The 17,782-nt window shown below is 57.4% G+C and carries 17 protein-coding genes; 13 read left to right on the plus strand and 4 right to left on the minus strand.

Annotated features, from left to right (window positions below; all coding sequences use genetic code 11):
• The first annotated feature begins 51 nt into the window (after positions 1-51).
• From tenA to AC2CGP_RS02075, 6 genes are all read left to right on the plus strand, one after another.
• Positions 52-747 carry a thiaminase II gene (gene tenA, locus AC2CGP_RS02050; protein ID WP_032708097.1) on the plus strand — a complete coding sequence of 232 codons (696 nt, stop codon included), beginning with the start codon at positions 52-54 and terminating at the stop codon, positions 745-747.
• A complete protein-coding gene (locus AC2CGP_RS02055; protein ID WP_484502237.1) occupies positions 744-1,469 on the plus strand; it encodes an ABC transporter ATP-binding protein in 726 nt (241 codons plus the stop codon). Before tenA ends, AC2CGP_RS02055 begins: the two co-directional genes overlap by 4 nt.
• Positions 1,466-2,206: an ABC transporter permease gene (locus AC2CGP_RS02060; protein WP_032705808.1), complete on the plus strand. Its 741-nt coding sequence runs from the start codon at positions 1,466-1,468 to the stop codon at positions 2,204-2,206. The genes AC2CGP_RS02055 and AC2CGP_RS02060 overlap by 4 nt, the downstream gene beginning before the upstream one ends.
• A 28-nt stretch (positions 2,207-2,234) precedes the next feature.
• Positions 2,235-3,164: an ABC transporter substrate-binding protein gene (locus AC2CGP_RS02065; protein ID WP_484502238.1), complete on the plus strand. Its 930-nt coding sequence runs from the start codon at positions 2,235-2,237 to the stop codon at positions 3,162-3,164.
• Between the two features lie 307 nt (positions 3,165-3,471).
• Entirely contained in the window at positions 3,472-4,857 is a 1,386-nt protein-coding gene (locus tag AC2CGP_RS02070; RefSeq protein WP_015366536.1) for a diaminobutyrate--2-oxoglutarate transaminase, read from the plus strand.
• Between the two features lie 9 nt (positions 4,858-4,866).
• Positions 4,867-6,348, plus strand: coding sequence for a pyridoxal phosphate-dependent decarboxylase family protein (locus tag AC2CGP_RS02075; RefSeq protein ID WP_161798787.1), 1,482 nt, complete (start codon positions 4,867-4,869; stop codon positions 6,346-6,348).
• Between the two features lie 67 nt (positions 6,349-6,415).
• Here the strand turns inward: AC2CGP_RS02075 and AC2CGP_RS02080 are convergent, their stop codons facing one another.
• The 4 genes from AC2CGP_RS02080 to AC2CGP_RS02095 all read right to left on the minus strand — a co-directional run bounded on the left by AC2CGP_RS02080 (position 6,416) and on the right by AC2CGP_RS02095 (position 10,863).
• A complete protein-coding gene (locus AC2CGP_RS02080; RefSeq protein WP_047058731.1) occupies positions 6,416-7,606 on the minus strand; it encodes a cytochrome c biogenesis protein DipZ in 1,191 nt (396 codons plus the stop codon).
• 88 nt (positions 7,607-7,694) lie between these two features.
• Positions 7,695-9,047, minus strand: coding sequence for an ATP-binding protein (locus AC2CGP_RS02085; protein WP_047058730.1), 1,353 nt, complete (start codon positions 9,045-9,047; stop codon positions 7,695-7,697).
• Positions 9,047-9,784: a response regulator gene (locus tag AC2CGP_RS02090; RefSeq protein ID WP_045360924.1), complete on the minus strand. Its 738-nt coding sequence runs from the start codon at positions 9,782-9,784 to the stop codon at positions 9,047-9,049. Before AC2CGP_RS02090 ends, AC2CGP_RS02085 begins: the two co-directional genes overlap by 1 nt.
• Before the next feature lie 86 nt (positions 9,785-9,870).
• Positions 9,871-10,863 carry an alpha/beta fold hydrolase gene (locus AC2CGP_RS02095; RefSeq protein ID WP_045414028.1) on the minus strand — a complete coding sequence of 331 codons (993 nt, stop codon included), beginning with the start codon at positions 10,861-10,863 and terminating at the stop codon, positions 9,871-9,873.
• A 247-nt stretch (positions 10,864-11,110) separates the two neighbouring features.
• Here AC2CGP_RS02095 and AC2CGP_RS02100 point away from each other — a divergent pair, with 247 nt between their 5' ends.
• From AC2CGP_RS02100 to pqqF, 7 genes are all read left to right on the plus strand, one after another.
• Positions 11,111-12,130, plus strand: coding sequence for a dipeptidase (locus AC2CGP_RS02100; protein WP_047077559.1), 1,020 nt, complete (start codon positions 11,111-11,113; stop codon positions 12,128-12,130).
• Between the two features lie 138 nt (positions 12,131-12,268).
• Complete coding sequence (gene pqqA, locus AC2CGP_RS02105; protein ID WP_002905689.1) at positions 12,269-12,340, plus strand: pyrroloquinoline quinone precursor peptide PqqA; 72 nt, start codon at positions 12,269-12,271, stop codon at positions 12,338-12,340.
• A gap of 54 nt (positions 12,341-12,394) precedes the next feature.
• Positions 12,395-13,312: a pyrroloquinoline quinone biosynthesis protein PqqB gene (pqqB, locus tag AC2CGP_RS02110; protein WP_042897361.1), complete on the plus strand. Its 918-nt coding sequence runs from the start codon at positions 12,395-12,397 to the stop codon at positions 13,310-13,312.
• Between the two features lie 2 nt (positions 13,313-13,314).
• Complete coding sequence (pqqC, locus tag AC2CGP_RS02115) at positions 13,315-14,070, plus strand: pyrroloquinoline-quinone synthase PqqC (protein WP_020078733.1); 756 nt, start codon at positions 13,315-13,317, stop codon at positions 14,068-14,070.
• A 2-nt stretch (positions 14,071-14,072) separates the two neighbouring features.
• Positions 14,073-14,351 (plus strand): pyrroloquinoline quinone biosynthesis peptide chaperone PqqD, encoded by a 279-nt coding sequence (pqqD, locus tag AC2CGP_RS02120; protein ID WP_015366526.1) that lies wholly within the window; start codon positions 14,073-14,075, stop codon positions 14,349-14,351.
• On the plus strand, positions 14,338-15,480 hold the full coding sequence (pqqE, locus tag AC2CGP_RS02125) for a pyrroloquinoline quinone biosynthesis protein PqqE (RefSeq protein WP_020078732.1): 1,143 nt from the start codon (positions 14,338-14,340) through the stop codon (positions 15,478-15,480). The genes pqqD and pqqE overlap by 14 nt, the downstream gene beginning before the upstream one ends.
• Positions 15,480-17,777 (plus strand): pyrroloquinoline quinone biosynthesis protein PqqF, encoded by a 2,298-nt coding sequence (gene pqqF / locus AC2CGP_RS02130; protein WP_484502239.1) that lies wholly within the window; start codon positions 15,480-15,482, stop codon positions 17,775-17,777. Before pqqE ends, pqqF begins: the two co-directional genes overlap by 1 nt.
• Positions 17,778-17,782 lie beyond the last annotated feature (5 nt).

Below are 17,782 nucleotides of genomic sequence, written 5' to 3' on the forward strand. Positions count from 1 at the left end.
CCTGTTCACACTTCTGCACGCCCGGATCTCCCCCTATTTTCAGGAGGTCCCATGATGATTCCCGCTTTTACCCAAGGTCTTTACGGTCGACTGCGCGAGCAGGCCGGTGGCGAATGGCAACGCTACGTGTCGCACCCTTTCCTCCAGCAATTAGCCGCGGGTACGCTGCCGCAGGCAGCCTTTCGTCATTATTTAACCCAGGATTATCTGTTCCTAATCCATTTCGCCCGCAGCTATGCCCTGCTGGTCAGCAAACTTCGCACGTTGCCGGAGATGCGCGCCGCCGCCGCCTCGATGAATGCCATCCTTGCTGAGCTACCGCTACATGTAGGCTATTGCGAGCAATGGGGGTTGAGTGAAGACGCTATGGCCCTGCAAAGCGAAGCGATGGAAACCATCAACTACACCCGCTACGTACTGGATATCGGCCACTCCGGCGACGCGTTGGATCTACTGGCGGCGCTGCTGCCCTGCGTCGCGGGCTATGCGGAGATCGGGCTTGGTCTGCTGCACAACCCACAAACCAACTTGCACGATAACCCCTACGCGCCGTGGATCCGCAATTACGGCGACGAGAGCTATCTTCACGGCGTCAACGCGGCGATCGACCTGCTGGAAACGCTCTGGCAACAGCGCGGCGCGGAATCCCGGTTAGCCGGACTGAGCGACATATTCACTACCGCTACCCGGCTGGAAGGTAATTTCTGGCAGATGGGACTGAACGCCGCCGGGCAGGACCAGGGGTGATGGCGCCAGGTATTCACATTCGCGATTTATGTCTGCGCTTTGGCACCCGGACCCTCTTTCGCGATCTCTCCTTTGATATTGCCGCCGGGCAATGGGTATCGCTGCTGGGGGCCAGCGGCGCGGGCAAAACCAGCCTGTTGCGTACTATCGCCGGGCTGGCGGCGCCAACCCGCGGAACCGTCGTCGCCAGCGATGGCCTTCCTGTTACCACGCGATTGGCGTGGATGGGGCAAAAAGATCTGCTCTATCCGTGGCTTAACGTGCGGGAAAATGTCGCCCTCGGCGCCAGGCTGCGCGGTGAAAAGGCCGATAACGCGCGGGTAAACGAGCTTCTTGAGCTGGTCGGGCTCGCCTCCTGCGCTGATGAACGCCCGGCCGCGCTGTCCGGTGGGATGCGCCAGCGCGCGGCGTTGGCACGCACCCTCTATGAGGATCGCCCCATTGTGCTGATGGATGAACCGTTTTCCGCCCTCGATACGCTTACCCGAACGCGGATACAGACCCTTGCCGCGCGCTTGCTCACCGGGCGTACCGTAGTGCTCATTACCCACGACCCGATGGAAGCCTGCCGCCTCAGCCATCGGCTGCTGGTGCTTTCGCCGACGGGCAGGATTGATGATAGTCATCATTTAAGCGGAATCCCGCCTCGCGCCCCGGATGATCCCGCGCTGCTGGCAAGCCAGGCGCAGCTGCTGCAGCAATTGATGAGGGCGAACGGATGAGGGGCAAGTTACTGCGCGGGTGCAGCGTATTTTGTGGCCTACTGTTGCTCTGGCAGCTGGCGAGCTACAGCGGCATTCCCACTTTTTTGTTGCCTTCTCCTGCGGCGGTCGCTGAAGCGCTGTGGAATAACCGTAGCTATCTGGCCAGCCATACCCTTGTCACCCTGAGCGAAATTCTCAGCGGAATGGCGCTCGGCGTCGCGCTCGGTATGGTGCTGGCGCTTTGTATGACCATGTCGCCGCGATTACAGCGGTGGGTAATGCCGCTGGTACTGACCAGCCAGGCCATTCCGGTCTTCGCCCTCGCGCCGCTACTGGTGCTGTGGTTTGGTTTTGGTATGAGCGCCAAGGTTATGATGGCGGTGCTGGTTATCTTCTTCCCCGTTACCTCGGCTTTCTTTGACGGTCTGCAACGGGTCAATCGCGACTATCTCGATCTGGCTCGTACCATGGGCGCCTCCTTTGGTGCTCAATTGCGCCATGTCCGACTCATGGCGGCGCTACCCGCGCTCGGTTCCGGCCTGCGGATGGCCGCCGCCGTCGCCCCCATTGGCGCGATTATTGGCGAATGGGTCGGCTCCGCCGAGGGGCTTGGCTACGTAATGCTGAATGCCAATGCTCGCCTGCAAACCGATATCTGCTTCGCCGCATTGTTTATTTTAGTGCTGCTGACCATCGCGCTGTGGTTGGCGGTAGACGCCTTTTTGCACCGGCTGATCAATTGGTCGCCGGAATAACTTATCAAGAGACAAATAAGGAAGAGATATGCGTATACCTCTGTTGGCCAGCCTCACTCTGCTGGTCTGCGGCCAGGCATCGGCAAATGAAAAGTTGACCCTGGTGCTGGACTGGTACATCAACCCGGATCATGCGCCCATTATGGTGGCGGAACAGATTGGCGCCTTTCGGGATGCCGGACTGGATGTCAATATCATTCCCCCTTCCGATCCGGCGCTCCCTCCGCGTCTGGTTGCCGCACGCCAGGCGGATTTAGCGATCACCTATCAACCACAGGTCCACTTCTTCGCCGATGAAGGGCTGCCGCTGGTTCGCGTCGGTACTTTGATCCACTCACCGTTGAATACCGTGATTGCGCTGGATCCGCGCATCAAATCTCCGGCCGATCTACAAGGGAAAAAAGTGGGATATTCGGTGAGCGGTATTGAACAGGCGACGCTGGCCACCATGGCGCAGCACGCCAACATCGCCCCTGACAGCATCAAACTAATCAACGTTAATTTCCAGCTTACCAGCGCACTGCTGGCCGGTCAGGTCGATGCCGTTATCGGCGGTTATCGCAATATCGAAGCGCTGGAACTCAAACTGCAGGGCAAAAAACCGGTGGTCATGAATGTGGAAGACTATGGCGTGCCCGCTTACGACGAACTGGTGATCGTGGCAAACAAAGCCGAGGTCAACGCCCCTAAAATCAAAAAATTCCTCGACGCATTACAGCAGGGAGTGAGCTATTTGCGTGCGCATCCGCAGCAAACCTGGCAGCGGTTTGCCAAAGAGCATCCGGAACTCAATACCGAACTAAACCAGCAGGCGTGGTTACAGAGCGTGCCGCTGTTCGCCACCGATCCGGCAGCGTTAGATAAGCCGCGTTATGACGCGTATGAACAATTTTTATATAACAATAAGTTGGTGAAAAAAGTAACACCTTTAGCAAATTATGCGATCGAACTGCGTTAAGTAACCATAAAACTGACGGAAGTATTTCCGTCAGTCATTCAGCGAAGCGGTAATAAAAATATATAGACTTTCTCACTAATAATTACACTTTCCATGGTTTTAAAAACAATCGAAATTTAGTTTTAAAATCAGCCAATTATATTGACATTCCTGTATGTAATAATCGCGTCAAAATAGCGCCTTAAATTAAAGATTGAATGCGGATTTAAAAAGCCATATATTGTGCGCGCTTTATGAATGCCGATTCAATTTTCTAAACCTTTTTATTCAACCAGAGTTCAAACGTAACGCTGGTTGTGGGAGTGATATGATGACGGATAAAGTCCGTATTGATACTTTAAGTGCAGATTTATTGGACGCGAACAACGAAACCTTTTTGGCTCGTCAGGCTGAGTTCGAATCGAATGTCAGGAGTTACCCTCGCAAGTTACCGCTCGCTATCACCAAAGCCGAAGGCGTTTGGCTGACCGATGCGGATAACAAACAGTACCTGGACTGCCTCGCCGGCGCCGGGACCCTCGCTCTGGGCCATAACCATCCTGAAGTACTGCAGAGCATCCAAAGTGTCATTACCAGCGGCTTGCCGTTACATACCCTCGATCTGACAACACCGTTAAAAGATCGCTTCTCTGAATACCTGCTCTCTTGCCTGCCGGGCGAAGGGAAAGAGTATTGCCTGCAATTCACCGGTCCTTCCGGCGCTGACGCCGTTGAAGCCGCGCTGAAACTGGCGAAAAAATACACTGGCCGTACGGCGGTGATCAGCTTCTCCGGCGGTTATCACGGGATGACCCACGGCGCGCTGTCCGTGACCGGCAATCTGTCGCCAAAAGCGGCGGTCAACGGCATGATGCCGGAAGTCCAGTTTATGCCTTATCCGCACCTTTACCGTTGCCCGCTGGGTATCGGCGGCGAAGCGGGCGTCAAGGCATTGACCTACTACTTCGAAAATCTGATCAACGACGTGGAAAGCGGCGTTCGCAAACCTGCAGCGGTTATCCTTGAAGCCGTACAGGGCGAAGGCGGCGTGAACCCGGCGCCGGTTGAGTGGCTGCAGCGCATCCGCAAAGTCACCAAAGAGCACGGCATTCTGCTGATCATCGATGAAGTTCAGGCAGGCTTTGCTCGTACCGGTAAATTCTTCGCCTTCGAACATGCCGGCATCGAGCCGGACATCATCGTGATGTCGAAAGCCGTTGGCGGCGGTCTGCCAATGGCGGTTCTGGGCATTAAGAAAGAGTTCGATGCCTGGGAACCTGGCCATCATACCGGTACTTTCCGCGGCAACCAGCTGGCGATGGCCACCGGTCTGACCACCCTGCGCCATCTGCGTGATAACAAGATTGCCGACAAAGTCGCCGCCCAGGGCGAATGGCTGAAAGGCAAACTGGCGGAAATGCAAAAACGCTATCCGGTTATCGGTCACGTACGCGGTCTCGGTCTGATGATCGGTATCGAAATCGTGAAGCCGAACGAGGCGCAGGATCATATGGGCTGCTACCCGGCTGACGGCGAACTCTCCGCACTGCTGCAGAAGAAATGCTTCGAAGCTGGCCTGATCCTGGAACGCGGTGGCCGTCACGGTTGCGTACTGCGTCTGCTGCCGTCCCTGCTGATTAGCGACGCGGAGCTGGAAGTGTTCCTCGATAAGTTTGAACAGGCCCTGCTGGCCGCCGGCGTAAAACCGGTCTGAGTGGAGTAAGTGACCGCAATGTCCAAATTGAATCCGATTCTGGCTGGGTCCGCGGCAAGCATTGACGCTTACCAGCAGGTCATTTCCCAGGCCAGCCAGGCGGTTGCGCAGTGGCTGCAACAACCTGAAATGTATCAGGGGAAAAGCGTTGATGAACTCCGTGAGCGCATCACCCTTGATTTTAACGAACAGGGTCTGGGCAACCAGGCGGCGATTGAACGTGCGATCGAGTACTTCCTGAAAGACAGCCTGTCGGTGCACCATCCGCAGTGCGTGGCGCACCTGCACTGCCCAAGCCTGGTTATCAGCCAGGCGGCGGAAGTGCTGATCAACGCCACCAACCAGAGCATGGACTCCTGGGATCAGAGCCCTTCAGCCACCATCATTGAGATGAAGCTGATCGAGTGGTTACGTGCGCAGGTCGGTTATCCGGCTGGCGATGCCGGCGTCTTCACCAGCGGCGGCACCCAGAGCAATCTGATGGGCCTGATGCTGGCACGCGACGCCTTCTTCGCTCGTCAGGGGCATTCCATCCAACAGGATGGTATTCCGGGCGACATTCGTCAGTACAAAGTGCTGTGCTCGGAAAACGCCCACTTCTCGGTGCAGAAGAACATGGCGCTGATGGGGCTTGGCTACCGCTCGGTCACGCTGGTGAAAACCGATGAATTCGCCCGTATGGACGTCACCGACCTGAAGGCCAAGATTGCGCAAGCGCAGGCCAACGGCGAGCAGATCATGGCCATCGTCGCCACCGCTGGTACCACCGACGCGGGCGCGATTGACCCGCTGCGTGATATCGCCGGTATCGCGGCGGAGCACCAGATCTGGCTGCACGTTGATGCCGCGTGGGGCGGCGCGCTGCTGCTCTCCGAGCAGTATCGCGATTACCTCGATGGCCTGGAGTTAGTGGATTCCGTTACCCTGGACTTCCATAAGCAGTTCTTCCAGACCATTAGCTGCGGCGCCTTCCTGCTGAAAGATGCTCGCCACTACGAGCTGATGCGCTATCAGGCGGCCTATCTGAACTCCGAGTTTGATGAAGAACACGGCGTTCCGAACCTGGTCTCCAAATCGCTGCAGACCACCCGCCGCTTCGACGCGCTGAAGCTGTGGATGGGGCTTGAGGCACTGGGCAAGAAACAATACGCTTCAATCATCGATCATGGCGTGACGATGGCGAAAAACGTCGCGGAATTTGTGAAATCTCAGCCAACGCTGGAGCTGGTCATGCAGCCGCAGCTGGCAAGCGTGCTGTTCCGCTCACGTCCGGCGCAAATGGCTGGTAGTGATAGCGCCGCGATCGCCCTGCTCAACCAGCGCGTGGGCGACGCCCTGCTGGAATCCGGCCGCGCCAACGTCGGCGTGACCGAGCATAACGGCGTAACCTGCCTGAAGCTGACGCTGCTCAACCCGGTGGTGACGCTGGACGATGTGAAGGTCTTGCTGAGCCTCGTTGAACGCACCGCCCAGGAACTGCTGGCGAAATAAGACACTGCCGATTAGCAAGTGTCCTGCAAAGCCGATAACTGCTGTTATCGGCTTTTTTATTTCCCTCTCACGTCCGCGCTTCGCGCAGCAGTTGTTGGATCACCTGCTCCTGACGGGCATAATCGCCTTCGCCAAAGGCGGTATAACGCAGTTGCCCCCGCGCGTCGAAGAAATAATGCGCCGGCCAGTACTGATTACCAAACGCATTCCAGATGGCGTAGTTGTTATCTGCGACAACCGGATAGTTTAGCTGCCGCTGGCTGACCGCTTCACGAAGCTGCGGCAACGACCGTTCCCACGGATATTCCGGCGTATGTACGCCAATCACCACCAGCCCCGCATCGCGATACTTATTGGCCCACGTCCGTACATAAGGCAGCGTATGCTGACAGTTGATGCAATCGCGGGTCCAAAAATCAATCAGCACCACCTTGCCCTTTAACGCCGCATTGGTAAGGGGCGGGCTATTAATCCATGCGGTACCGCCTTGCAATTCCGGCATAGCGCTGGTTGGCCGCGGCGCAACGATCGGCTCCAGACGAACTCGTTGTTGATCCTGGGGCATAAACGCGCTGAGCCGCTGCTCCAGACGATGGGTTAAACCGCTGGCGCCCTGCAGATAACGATCGCTACCGCTGGCGATTAATGCCACTGCGGCCAACATTGCCACGCCAGCCAGTTGGCGTAACCGCCCACTTATCACCTGACCACCGCGCAAACGGGAAATCAGCCGCGCGCCGAACCACCCCAATAGCAGCAACATCAGCGCGCATCCGCTGGCATAGGAAAGCAGCAAGATGCCGGTAGTCACTGAATTTCCTTGCAACAACGCCAGGCTAAATATCGCCCCCAGCACCGGTCCCGCGCACGGCGCCCAAAGTAGTCCAATCGCCAGTCCGGCGAATACTGAAGCGAGCCCACTGCCATAACGATAGCTCTGTTGGTTAAGTTGATTACCCAACGCAACCGCTGGCGATCCGAGCCAGCCTGCAACGCGTGTTGACAGCAAACTGATAGCCACAACGACCAAAAAGCCCAGCGCCAGCCAACGCCCGACGATAGTCAGATTGACTAACCATCCCCCTGCCGCCGTGGCCAGCAACGATACAGCGGTAAACATCAACCCCATACCGAACAACAACAGGATGAGTTGTCCCTTACGCCCGCTTACGCTGGCAAACACCAGCGGGATCACCGGTAAGGTGCAGGGGCTGAGCAGTGTCAACATACCGGCCAAAAATGCAATCACAACAGCCATGATCATTCTCCTTTGCAACGTTGCCGAAGTGGCAACGTCAGCATTACAACAGGCGACTGTATGGCGGATATGTCCGTGAAACGGCGGTTTAGTATATGGATTTATCTGCAGTTGGAATGGATACAGAAGGATACAAAACGGCGGCATTGAGACGTACCCGCGCCTCAAGACCGCCCTGTTGCAGATTGTGCAGGGTCAAACTTCCCTGCATCTGCCCGGCGAGCTGGGCGGCGATTGCCAGCCCCAAACCGGTACCGCCGGTATCGCGATTACGTGACAGCTCGAGGCGATAGAACGGCTGCAGTACGGCGGTGAGCTCTCCTTCCGGGATGCCGGGGCCGTCATCAACAACGTGAATGATAACATCGCCATTCGGCGGGTAACTCAGGCTGATTTCCACCTTTTCGGCGTATTTCAGCCCATTATCGATTAAGTTACTCATGATCCGCCGCAGCGCCTGCGGCTGAAGCGTCATGACGTCCGCCCCTTTACCGCCACGAAAACTGACCGCTTTACCGATATCGGCATAATCACAGGCGATGCTATCCAGTAACGCATTGAGACTCATCCGCTGCGGCGCTTCTGCCAGCGGTTCGGCCGATCGTGCCAGCGCGATGCCTTCGCGAACCAGTCGGGTCATGCTATCGAGATCCTGTAACAGCTTATCGCGGAGTGCCGGTTGGTCGGCCATCTCTACTCTTAGCTTCATACGGGTAATCGGCGTCTGCAAATCGTGGGAGATCGCCGCCAGGATCCGCGCGCGCTCCTGCAAATGGTCCTGTATTCGCTTTTGCATCGCGTTGAAGGCGCGCGCCGCGCGCTGCACCTCTTGTGGTCCCTTCTCGGCCAGCGGCCCTGCAGCCGGAGTAGCCGGTTGCAGCGTATCAATGGCGCGGGTAAAGCGGGTCATCGGCGCGACCACCTGGCGGACGGCGTACCAGGCGCAAAATAGCAGTAACAGAAACTGCGCGACCAGCACCAGCGGTAGCCAACGTGCGATGGCCGGCAGCTTTGGCCACAGGTCAATGCTTAACGGCGCGCCGTCGCGCAGGGTCACGTGGGCCTGAATATGTTCGCGCGGTCCAGGGACGGCGATAATACTCACAGGATAGCGACCGCTCAGGGCTTCCTGTAACGAGCGTACCGCATCACGGGTACGCCAGCTGGTGGGATAATCGCCAGTTTGTCCGGCAGAAAGCTGATAGCGGTAGTTACCGCGCGCCAGACGCGCCAACCAATGCGGCCGTTCTTGCGCAGGAAGACGATCAAGGATAGCCACGCTGGTGGCGACATCGTATTCAAGGTTGCCCAGCATGACGCTACGGGCACTGCTCATGCGCTCGTAGAGCAGAAGCGATAGCGTCAGGGCATTAGCGAGCAGCAGAGCGAGAAAAATCATTATCATTAAGCGCGACTGCAATGACGCCGGCCACACTTTCATTATCGCGCCTCGCGGATCGACACCGGCACTGACAGCACATAACCCTCGCTGCGCACGGTTTTGATATAGGCGGGCTCACGCGCGTCCTCCCGCAGGCGCTGACGCAGGCGGCTCACCAACAGATCGATAGACCGTTCAAACAGTTCGGCATCACGCCCCTGGGTAAGATTCAATAACTGATCGCGGTTGAGCACCCGTTGAGGATGATCAAGAAACACCCGCAGCAGGCGATATTCCGCCCCGCTTAGCGCCACAATTGCGCCACTCTTGTCCATCAAATGCCGCGCCGAGGTATCGAGCAGCCAGTCGCCAAAGGCGATAAGCCTGCCGGCTTCGCTGATTTTTAAATTGGGGGGAAGCGCGCGGGCGCGGCGTAAGATGGCTTTGATCCGCGCCAGTAGCTCACGCGCTACGAACGGTTTCACCAGATAATCGTCGGCCCCCATTTCGAGACCAAGTATACGGTCGCTATCTTCGCTACGCGCGGTCAGCATCAACACCGGGATATCCTGTTGGCCATCATTGCGCAACTGGCGACAAAGGGTTAAACCATCATCGCCGGGCAGCATGATATCGAGGACAATCAAATCGATTTGATGGTTTTTAAGTACAGACCACATCGCTTTGCCATTAGCTGCGCCGCTGGCGCGATAGCCTGATTTCTCCAGATACCCAACGATCAGTTCGCGGATATCGCGATCGTCATCGACAACCAGGATGTGGTCAATACGTTCCAAAGGCGGCTCCTGCGGAAAAATAAGCTCATGAAAAGCATATGCGGCTTTTCCGCAAGCGCAACTCTGCGCTTGCGGCGTGGTGAGGCTTATAAGCGATCGGCATCAATAACCGCCTGAACAAATTCCGCTGGCGCCTCCTGCGGCGGGTTATGTCCCACTGCGCCTTTGAAATCCCGATGCTCATATTTACCGGTGAATTTCGCCCGATAGCTATCCGGCGCTGGATGCGGCGCGCCATTGTTTTCCCCCTCGATGGTAATCGTGGGTACGCTAATCGCCGGCAGTTTCGCGAGTCGCTGTTCGTAGGCCGCATATTTCGCTTCGCCCTGCTCCAACCCCAGGCGCCAGCGGTAGTTGCTGATGGTGACGGCAACGTGATCCGGGTTATCCAGCGCTTTCGCGCTATTAGCGAACGTGGCATCCGTGAATGTCCACCGCGGCGAAGCCTGATGCCAGATAAATTTGGCAAAGTCATGGGTATTTTGCCGGTAGCCCGCCTCGCCGCGCGGGGTGGCAAAGTAGAATTGATACCACCACGACAGTTCCGCCTGCGGCGGTAACGGCTTCTCGCCAATTTGCTGGCTGCTAATCAGATATCCGCTCACCGATACCAGCGACTTAACCCGCTGCGGCCAGAGCGCCGCGACGATATCCGCTGTACGCGCGCCCCAGTCAAAGCCGGCGAAATCCGCTTGCTTAATATTTAGCGCATCCATTAGATGCACAATATCCGCCGCCATCGCCGATGGCTGACCGTTACGCGGCGTTTTAGCCGACAGGAAACGGGTGGAGCCGTAGCCGCGCAGATACGGCACGATGACCCGGTAACCCTTCTGCGCCAACGCCGGGGCCACCTGCGCGTAGCTTTGAATATCATACGGCCAGCCGTGCAGCAAAATTACCGCCTGGCCATCGCGTGGCCCCATATCGACATAACCGATATTCAAATCGCCGGCGTTGATTTGTTGCACCTTGTCGAAAGCGCCTGCGTCTTCAGCAGCGCACACGCTGGCGGACCACAGCGTGGAGAGACACAGCGCCGCCGCGCTGACATGACGGATTGCGGATAATCTGTTCATCCTCATTTCACCTTTTATCTGGAAGCGTTAAGCAAGTACGTGAACAGTTAATCAGGCCTGTGTATCCAGCATGTGTGGGATTTATCGTGTTTTTGCATCGCCATGTATGAGGTTTGCCGATTGATACAGTGTGATACAAACGCCAGATTTGGCGATTGTTGCTAAGTTGTGAATTTCCACTTGCCGCCGCGAACAAATCAGTTACCGTGTCAGGCATTTCCAGTACAACCACCAGATGGAGCGCGCTATGGCGATTTTTGATGGTCACAATGACCTGCTGCTCAATTTATGGCTTCACCATCGCGATGATCCTTCAACCGCTTTCTTTGCCGGGATTGAGAACGGTCATCTCGACTATCCGCGCATGCTGCAAGGCGGATTTGCCGGCGGGCTATTCGCGCTATTCGTGCCACCGCAGGAATATATTGCCCGTATGGCGCCGCAATACGCCAGCCAACGATGGGATCCGATCGATATCCTCTGGCAGCAACTGGCCATCCTGAAGCAACTTGTCGCGCACTCCGCTGGACGCTTGCGATTATGTCTGAGCGCGGCGGATATCGAACGCTGCCGCCAGGATAAGGTACTGGCGATGGTGGCGCATATTGAGGGCGCCGGAGGTTTTGATGGCGAGGGCCGCGACCTGCAGGCCTTTTATGCCGCCGGGGTCCGCAGCATTGGTCCGTTCTGGAACATTGCGAACCGCTTCGGCAGCGGCGTTAACGGTTCCTTTCCCGGTAGCCCGGACACTGGGCCTGGACTGACAGCGGCAGGTATCGATCTGATTAAGCAGGCCAATGCCTTGAAGATGCAGATTGACGTGTCTCATATGAATGAAAAAGCGTTCTGGGATACCGCCCAACACTCGACGTCACCGCTGGCCGCCACCCACTCTAATGCCCACGCGCTATGCCCGCAGCCGCGTAATCTCACCGATGAACAACTGCGGGCGATTCGCGACAGCGGCGGCGTGGTCGGCGTCAATTTCGGCAACGCTTTCCTGCGCGCCGACGGCAAACGCGACAGCGACACCCCATTAGCTACCATCGTTCACCATATCGACTATCTTATTAACATTATGGGCGACGATCACGTGGCGCTGGGGTCCGATTTTGACGGCATCACCCTGCCGGACGAATTGGGCGACGTGAGCGGTTTACCACGGCTAATCAACGCGTTGCGCCATAGCGGTTATGAACAATTGGTGCTGGATAAACTGCTTTGGGGCAACTGGCAAAAGGTATTAAAAAATGTTTGGCAACAATAGGTTATATTGTAAACATAAGGTTAAATGCTTACATGTTGCCGGTTGACCTTTGTCTCCCTGAGGGGCAATATTTGATGGCCATCACAAAACCGACACAACCGAAGACGTTGATGTCGCATTTTTATAGAGGAAAAAACGATGTGGAAGAAACCTGCTTTTATTGATTTACGTCTGGGTCTGGAAGTGACGCTGTACATTTCCAACCGCTAATCGCTCCGCCCGCCGTCCGTGCGGGCATTTTGTTTTTTTATCTGGTCCGTCTTCATGTTTATAAAAGTCCTCGGTTCCGCCGCTGGCGGAGGTTTTCCGCAGTGGAATTGTAACTGCGCCAACTGTCAGGGGCTGCGCAATGGCACAATTCAGGCCACCGCCCGCACCCAGTCTTCCATTATCGTTAGCGATAACGGCAAAGAGTGGGTGCTGTGTAACGCCTCTCCGGATATCAGCCAGCAAATTGCCCACACGCCAGAGTTAAACAAACAAGGCGTGCTGCGCGGCACGCATATTGGCGGCATTATCCTTACCGATAGCCAGATTGACCATACAACCGGGCTGCTGAGCCTGCGCGAAGGGTGTCCCCATCAGGTCTGGTGCACGCCGGAGGTACATGAGGATCTCAGCACGGGTTTTCCCATTTTTACTATGTTACGGCACTGGAACGGCGGCCTGATTCACCATCCTGTCACCCCGCTGGATAGTTTTACCGTTGACGCCTGTCCCGACCTGCAGTTTACCGCCGTCCCCATCGCCAGCAATGCGCCGCCCTACTCGCCGTTTCGCGATCGCCCGCTGCCGGGCCATAACGTGGCGCTGTTTATCGAAAACCGCCGTAACGGCCAGACGCTGTTCTATGCGCCAGGGCTTGGCGAACCGGATGAAGCGCTCCTGCCGTGGCTGAAAAAAGCGGACTGCCTGCTAATTGACGGTACCGTCTGGCAGGATGATGAACTACAGGCTGCCGGCGTCGGGCGCAATACCGGTCGTGATATGGGCCACCTGGCGCTTGGCGATGAACACGGCATGATGGCGTTGCTGGCCTCACTCCCGGCAAAGCGCAAAATTCTGATTCATATCAATAACACGAATCCTATCCTTAACGAGCAATCGCCGCAGCGCAAGGCCCTGACGCAACAGGGAATTGAAGTGAGCTGGGACGGGATGCCTATCACGCTTCAGGACTAACTATGCAGATACGCGAAACCCTATCGCCACAAGCGTTTGAACAAGCGCTACGGGAAAAAGGCGCCTACTACCATATCCATCATCCGTACCATATTGCGATGCATAACGGCGAGGCCAGCCGCGAACAAATCCAGGGCTGGGTGGCGAACCGTTTTTACTACCAGACCAATATCCCACTAAAAGACGCGGCGATTATGGCAAACTGCCCCGATCCACACACCCGACGCAAATGGGTGCAGCGGATCCTCGACCACGATGGCAGTAACGGCCAGGAAGGCGGTATTGAAGCCTGGCTGCAGTTGGGTGAAGCCGTGGGGCTAAGCCGTGATGAGTTACTCAGCGAGCGCCACGTGCTGCCCGGGGTGCGTTTTGCCGTCGACGCCTACGTCAATTTTGCCCGCAGGGCCAACTGGCAGGAAGCGGCGTGCAGTTCGCTGACCGAACTGTTTGCCCCGCAAATTCATCAGTCGCGCCTCGACAGCTGGCCGCAGCACTATCCATGGATCAAAGAAGAAGGCTATTTCTACTTCCGCAGCCGCTTAAGCCAGGCCAATCGCGACGTCGAACATGGGCTGGAGCTGGCGAAGATCTACTGCGATAGCGCGGAAAAGCAGAACCGGATGCTGGAGATCCTGCAGTTTAAGCTCGACATTCTGTGGTCGATGCTGGATGCCATGACCATGGCCTACGCGTTGCAGCGCCCGCCCTATCATACGGTCACCGACAAGGCGGCCTGGCACACGACCCGACTGGTATAACTATGCAAAAAAGCGCAATCATCGCCTTTCGTCGCGGCTACCGCCTGCAGTGGGAAGCTGCTCAGGATAGCCACGTGATCCTCTATCCGGAAGGAATGGCGAAACTGAATGAGACCGCCGCCGCGATCCTCGAACTGGTCGATGGTCAACGCGACGCGGCAAAAATAATCGCCGAACTCAACGCCCGTTTCCCGGAAGCCGGCGGCGTCGATGACGACGTCATCGAATTCCTGCAGATAGCTTACCAACAGAAGTGGATTATCTTCCGTGAGCCAGAATAAACCCGCCGTTAATCCGCCGCTGTGGCTACTGGCGGAGCTGACCTATCGCTGTCCGTTGCAGTGCCCCTACTGCTCTAACCCGCTGGACTTTGCTCAGCAGGAGAAAGAACTCACCACCGAACAGTGGATTGAGGTCTTTCGCCAGGCGCGGGCCATGGGTAGCGTGCAGATGGGTTTCTCCGGCGGCGAACCGCTGACGCGCAAAGATCTGCCGGAGCTTATCCGCGCCGCGCGCGACCTCGGTTTTTACACCAATCTGATTACGTCAGGCATTGGGCTCACCGAGAGCAAACTCGACGCCTTCAGCGAGGCCGGGCTGGATCATATCCAGATTAGCTTCCAGGCCAGCGATGAAGTGCTTAACGCGGCGCTGGCGGGCAACAAAAAAGCGTTCCAGCAGAAGCTGGCGATGGCGAAAGCGGTAAAAGCACGCGACTACCCGATGGTGCTGAACTTTGTCCTCCATCGCCACAATATCGACCAGATCGATAAAATCATTGAGCTGTGTATCGAGCTGGAAGCGGATGATGTTGAGCTCGCCACCTGCCAGTTTTACGGCTGGGCGTTCCTCAATCGTCAGGGGTTACTGCCGACCCGCGAACAGATCGCCCGAGCTGAACAGGTCGTTGCTGATTACCGCCATAAAATGGCGGCTAACGGTAATCTGACCAATCTGCTCTTTGTCACCCCGGACTACTACGAAGAACGCCCTAAAGGCTGTATGGGCGGCTGGGGCTCAATATTCCTCAGCGTGACCCCGGAAGGCACCGCGCTGCCGTGTCACAGCGCGCGCCAGTTACCGGTCGAGTTCCCGTCGGTGCTGGAGCAGAGCCTGGAATCGATCTGGTATGACTCGTTTGGCTTCAACCGCTACCGCGGCTTCGACTGGATGCCGGAGCCGTGCCGTTCCTGTGATGAAAAAGAGAAAGATTTCGGCGGCTGCCGCTGTCAGGCCTTTATGCTGACCGGCAATGCCGATAACGCTGACCCGGTGTGCAGCAAATCGCCGCACCACCATAAAATCCTTGAAGCGCGGCGCGAAGCGGCCTGTAGCGACATCAAAATCAGCCAGCTGCAGTTCCGTAACCGCACCCGTTCACAGCTGATTTATAAAACCCGGGAATTGTGATGACCACCGCCACCCGCATCGTGGAACTGGCAGGCGGGATTCGCGCAACGCTGGTTCATCAGCCGCAGGCGACGCGTGCTGCGGCGTTGGTTAAGGTGGGTGCCGGAAGCCATCACGAAACCGATGCCCTGCCGGGGCTGGCCCATTTACTGGAACATTTGCTGTTTCGCGGCAGCCAGCGCTATCACGCAGACGAGCGATTAATGGCGTGGATCCAACGCCAGGGCGGCAGCGTCAACGCCACCACCCTTGCCCGCCACAGCGCCTATTTCTTCGAGGTCGCCGCCAGTAGTCTGGCCGAGGGCATCACTCGTCTACGGGATACGCTCCAGGCGCCGCTGCTGTCGCCTGAAGATATCCGTCAGGAACTGGCGGTCATCGATGCGGAAAACCGGCTTATCCAGCAGCACGATCCCTCCCGCCGTGAAGCCGCAGCCCGTCACGCGATAGCGGCGCCCGCGGCTTTTCGCCGTTTTCAGGTCGGCAGCATGGATTCGCTGGGCGGAAACTTGCCTGCGCTGCAGGTTGCGCTCGGCGAGTTTCATCAGCGCTATTATGTCGCCAGCCATCTGCAGCTATGGCTTCAGGGGCCGCTGTCGCTTGATGAATTAGCCGCATTGGCCCATTTTTTTGCCGCGGGATTCCCTGGCGGCCTGCCGCCGGAAAGCCCGCCGTCTGCGTATTTTAGCAACAATGTGGATCTTCAACTGGCCGTTGAAGACCAACCGGCGGTATGGCGTTGTCCGCTCATTGCAGTAAGTGACAACGTCACTACTTTTCGTGAATTCTTACTGGATGAAGCGCCCGGCAGCCTGCTGGCCGGGCTACGTGAATGCGGGCTCGCGGACGATGTCGCGCTGAACTGGCTTTACCAGGATGAACGTGTCGGCTGGCTGGCGCTGGTATTCAGCAGCGACCATCCCGACGCCATCCAGCAGCATCTCGAGCGATGGCTGCAGGCATTGCGCCACACCTCGCCTGAACAGCAGTTGCACTATTACAGGCTGGCGCAGCGGCGTTTTAACGCACTCACCCCGCTCGAACAGTTACGTCAGCGGGCATTGGGTTTTGCGCCCGATTCCCCGCCCATCGACTTTGCCCGTTTCTGCGCCAGCTTGCTGACGGCGCCAGCCTCTTCGCTGGTGTGCCGCAAAATAGCGGCTGGCGATGGCGTGGCAACCCAGGGCTTTACCTTGCCGCTCGGCCGCAGGCAGCCACGGACAGTCGTGATTGATCCGCTGGCATTTAGCTTCTATCCGCAGGCGGCGACCGCGGCAGCGCCTGACCTGCCGCCAACGACCAGCCCGCTGCTGCATGTCATTGCAGATAATCAAACGCCAACGCTGATCGTTCGCAAGCCATTCTATAGCGTGCTTAGTCAGGCGCAGGGGATGGCGATAAGCCAGCAGCTCCGTCCCTTGCTCGCGCAACTTCGCCATGCTGGCGGCAGCGGCGAGTGGCAAACGGTGGACGGCAACTGGCAGCTTACCCTACAGCTACCGGAATCCGGCGGCGTAGCGGAGCGCGTCGTCACCGCACTTATGCGCCGATTAGCCCAACCCGCTCCGGGGACGACGTTCGCGTCTGAAACCATTGCGATTCGCCAGCTTCTGCAACAATTACCTGAACATCTGACTATCGCCCCGGCGCAAGAGGGTTGGCTGGCGGCGATGGTGGGCGGCAGCGGTAATCTGGCGCAGCAGGTTGCCCGTCAATTGACGCTGCTCAATACCCCGGTCAACGCCGAACTTCACTCTTCGGTGGGCTGTCGCCGCGGTATTCAGCGTATTCCTCACGCCAGCTCGGATAACGCGCTACTGGTTTTTATTCCATTGCCTGAAGGCGCGTCGCTGGCCGCGCTGCAACTGCTGGCGCTACTTTGCGAGCCGCAATTCTTCCAGCGTCTGCGGGTCGAACAGCAGATTGGCTACGTGGTGAGCTGCCGTTATCAGCGGATCGCCGATCGCAATGGCCTGCTGCTGGCGCTGCAATCGCCAGATCGTTCCATCAGTAACCTGCTACGCTGCTGTAAAACCTTTCTCCGCCAGTTAACGCTGTGTGGGCAAGCTGAGTTCAGCCAGTTACAACAACAGTTGGCTGAGCAGAACGGTCAGGCGCAGGACGCCAGCGCCACCGCACTCTCCGCCCTGCGCCAGCGCTATCATCTACCGGTAGCCACGCCGCAGAACGTTAACGACCTACAGCTGGACGAGGTCATCGCGCTATGGCGTGAGATAACTCGCCGTCGCCGCAGCTGGCGAATCCTGTATAGCGCGCCGACGACGTCCGCCACTTAAAGTGG

It is taken from the genome of Klebsiella sp. SYXHC3, from assembly GCF_057196925.1.

What these genes read in the sequence shown, in the direction of transcription:
- AC2CGP_RS02080 (WP_047058731.1), bottom strand. Translation starts at nt 7,606, where the DNA reads ATGGCTGTTGTGATTGCATTTTTGGCCGGTATGTTGACACTGCTCAGC.
- AC2CGP_RS02100 (WP_047077559.1), top strand. Translation starts at nt 11,111, where the DNA reads ATGGCGATTTTTGATGGTCACAATGACCTGCTGCTCAATTTATGGCTT.
- AC2CGP_RS02060 (WP_032705808.1), top strand. Translation starts at nt 1,466, where the DNA reads ATGAGGGGCAAGTTACTGCGCGGGTGCAGCGTATTTTGTGGCCTACTG.
- AC2CGP_RS02070 (WP_015366536.1), top strand. Translation starts at nt 3,472, where the DNA reads ATGATGACGGATAAAGTCCGTATTGATACTTTAAGTGCAGATTTATTG.
- tenA (WP_032708097.1), top strand. Translation starts at nt 52, where the DNA reads ATGATGATTCCCGCTTTTACCCAAGGTCTTTACGGTCGACTGCGCGAG.
- pqqC (WP_020078733.1), top strand. Translation starts at nt 13,315, where the DNA reads ATGCAGATACGCGAAACCCTATCGCCACAAGCGTTTGAACAAGCGCTA.
- AC2CGP_RS02095 (WP_045414028.1), bottom strand. Translation starts at nt 10,863, where the DNA reads ATGAACAGATTATCCGCAATCCGTCATGTCAGCGCGGCGGCGCTGTGT.
- AC2CGP_RS02065 (WP_484502238.1), top strand. Translation starts at nt 2,235, where the DNA reads ATGCGTATACCTCTGTTGGCCAGCCTCACTCTGCTGGTCTGCGGCCAG.
- pqqF (WP_484502239.1), top strand. Translation starts at nt 15,480, where the DNA reads ATGACCACCGCCACCCGCATCGTGGAACTGGCAGGCGGGATTCGCGCA.
- pqqB (WP_042897361.1), top strand. Translation starts at nt 12,395, where the DNA reads ATGTTTATAAAAGTCCTCGGTTCCGCCGCTGGCGGAGGTTTTCCGCAG.
- AC2CGP_RS02085 (WP_047058730.1), bottom strand. Translation starts at nt 9,047, where the DNA reads ATGAAAGTGTGGCCGGCGTCATTGCAGTCGCGCTTAATGATAATGATT.
- pqqD (WP_015366526.1), top strand. Translation starts at nt 14,073, where the DNA reads ATGCAAAAAAGCGCAATCATCGCCTTTCGTCGCGGCTACCGCCTGCAG.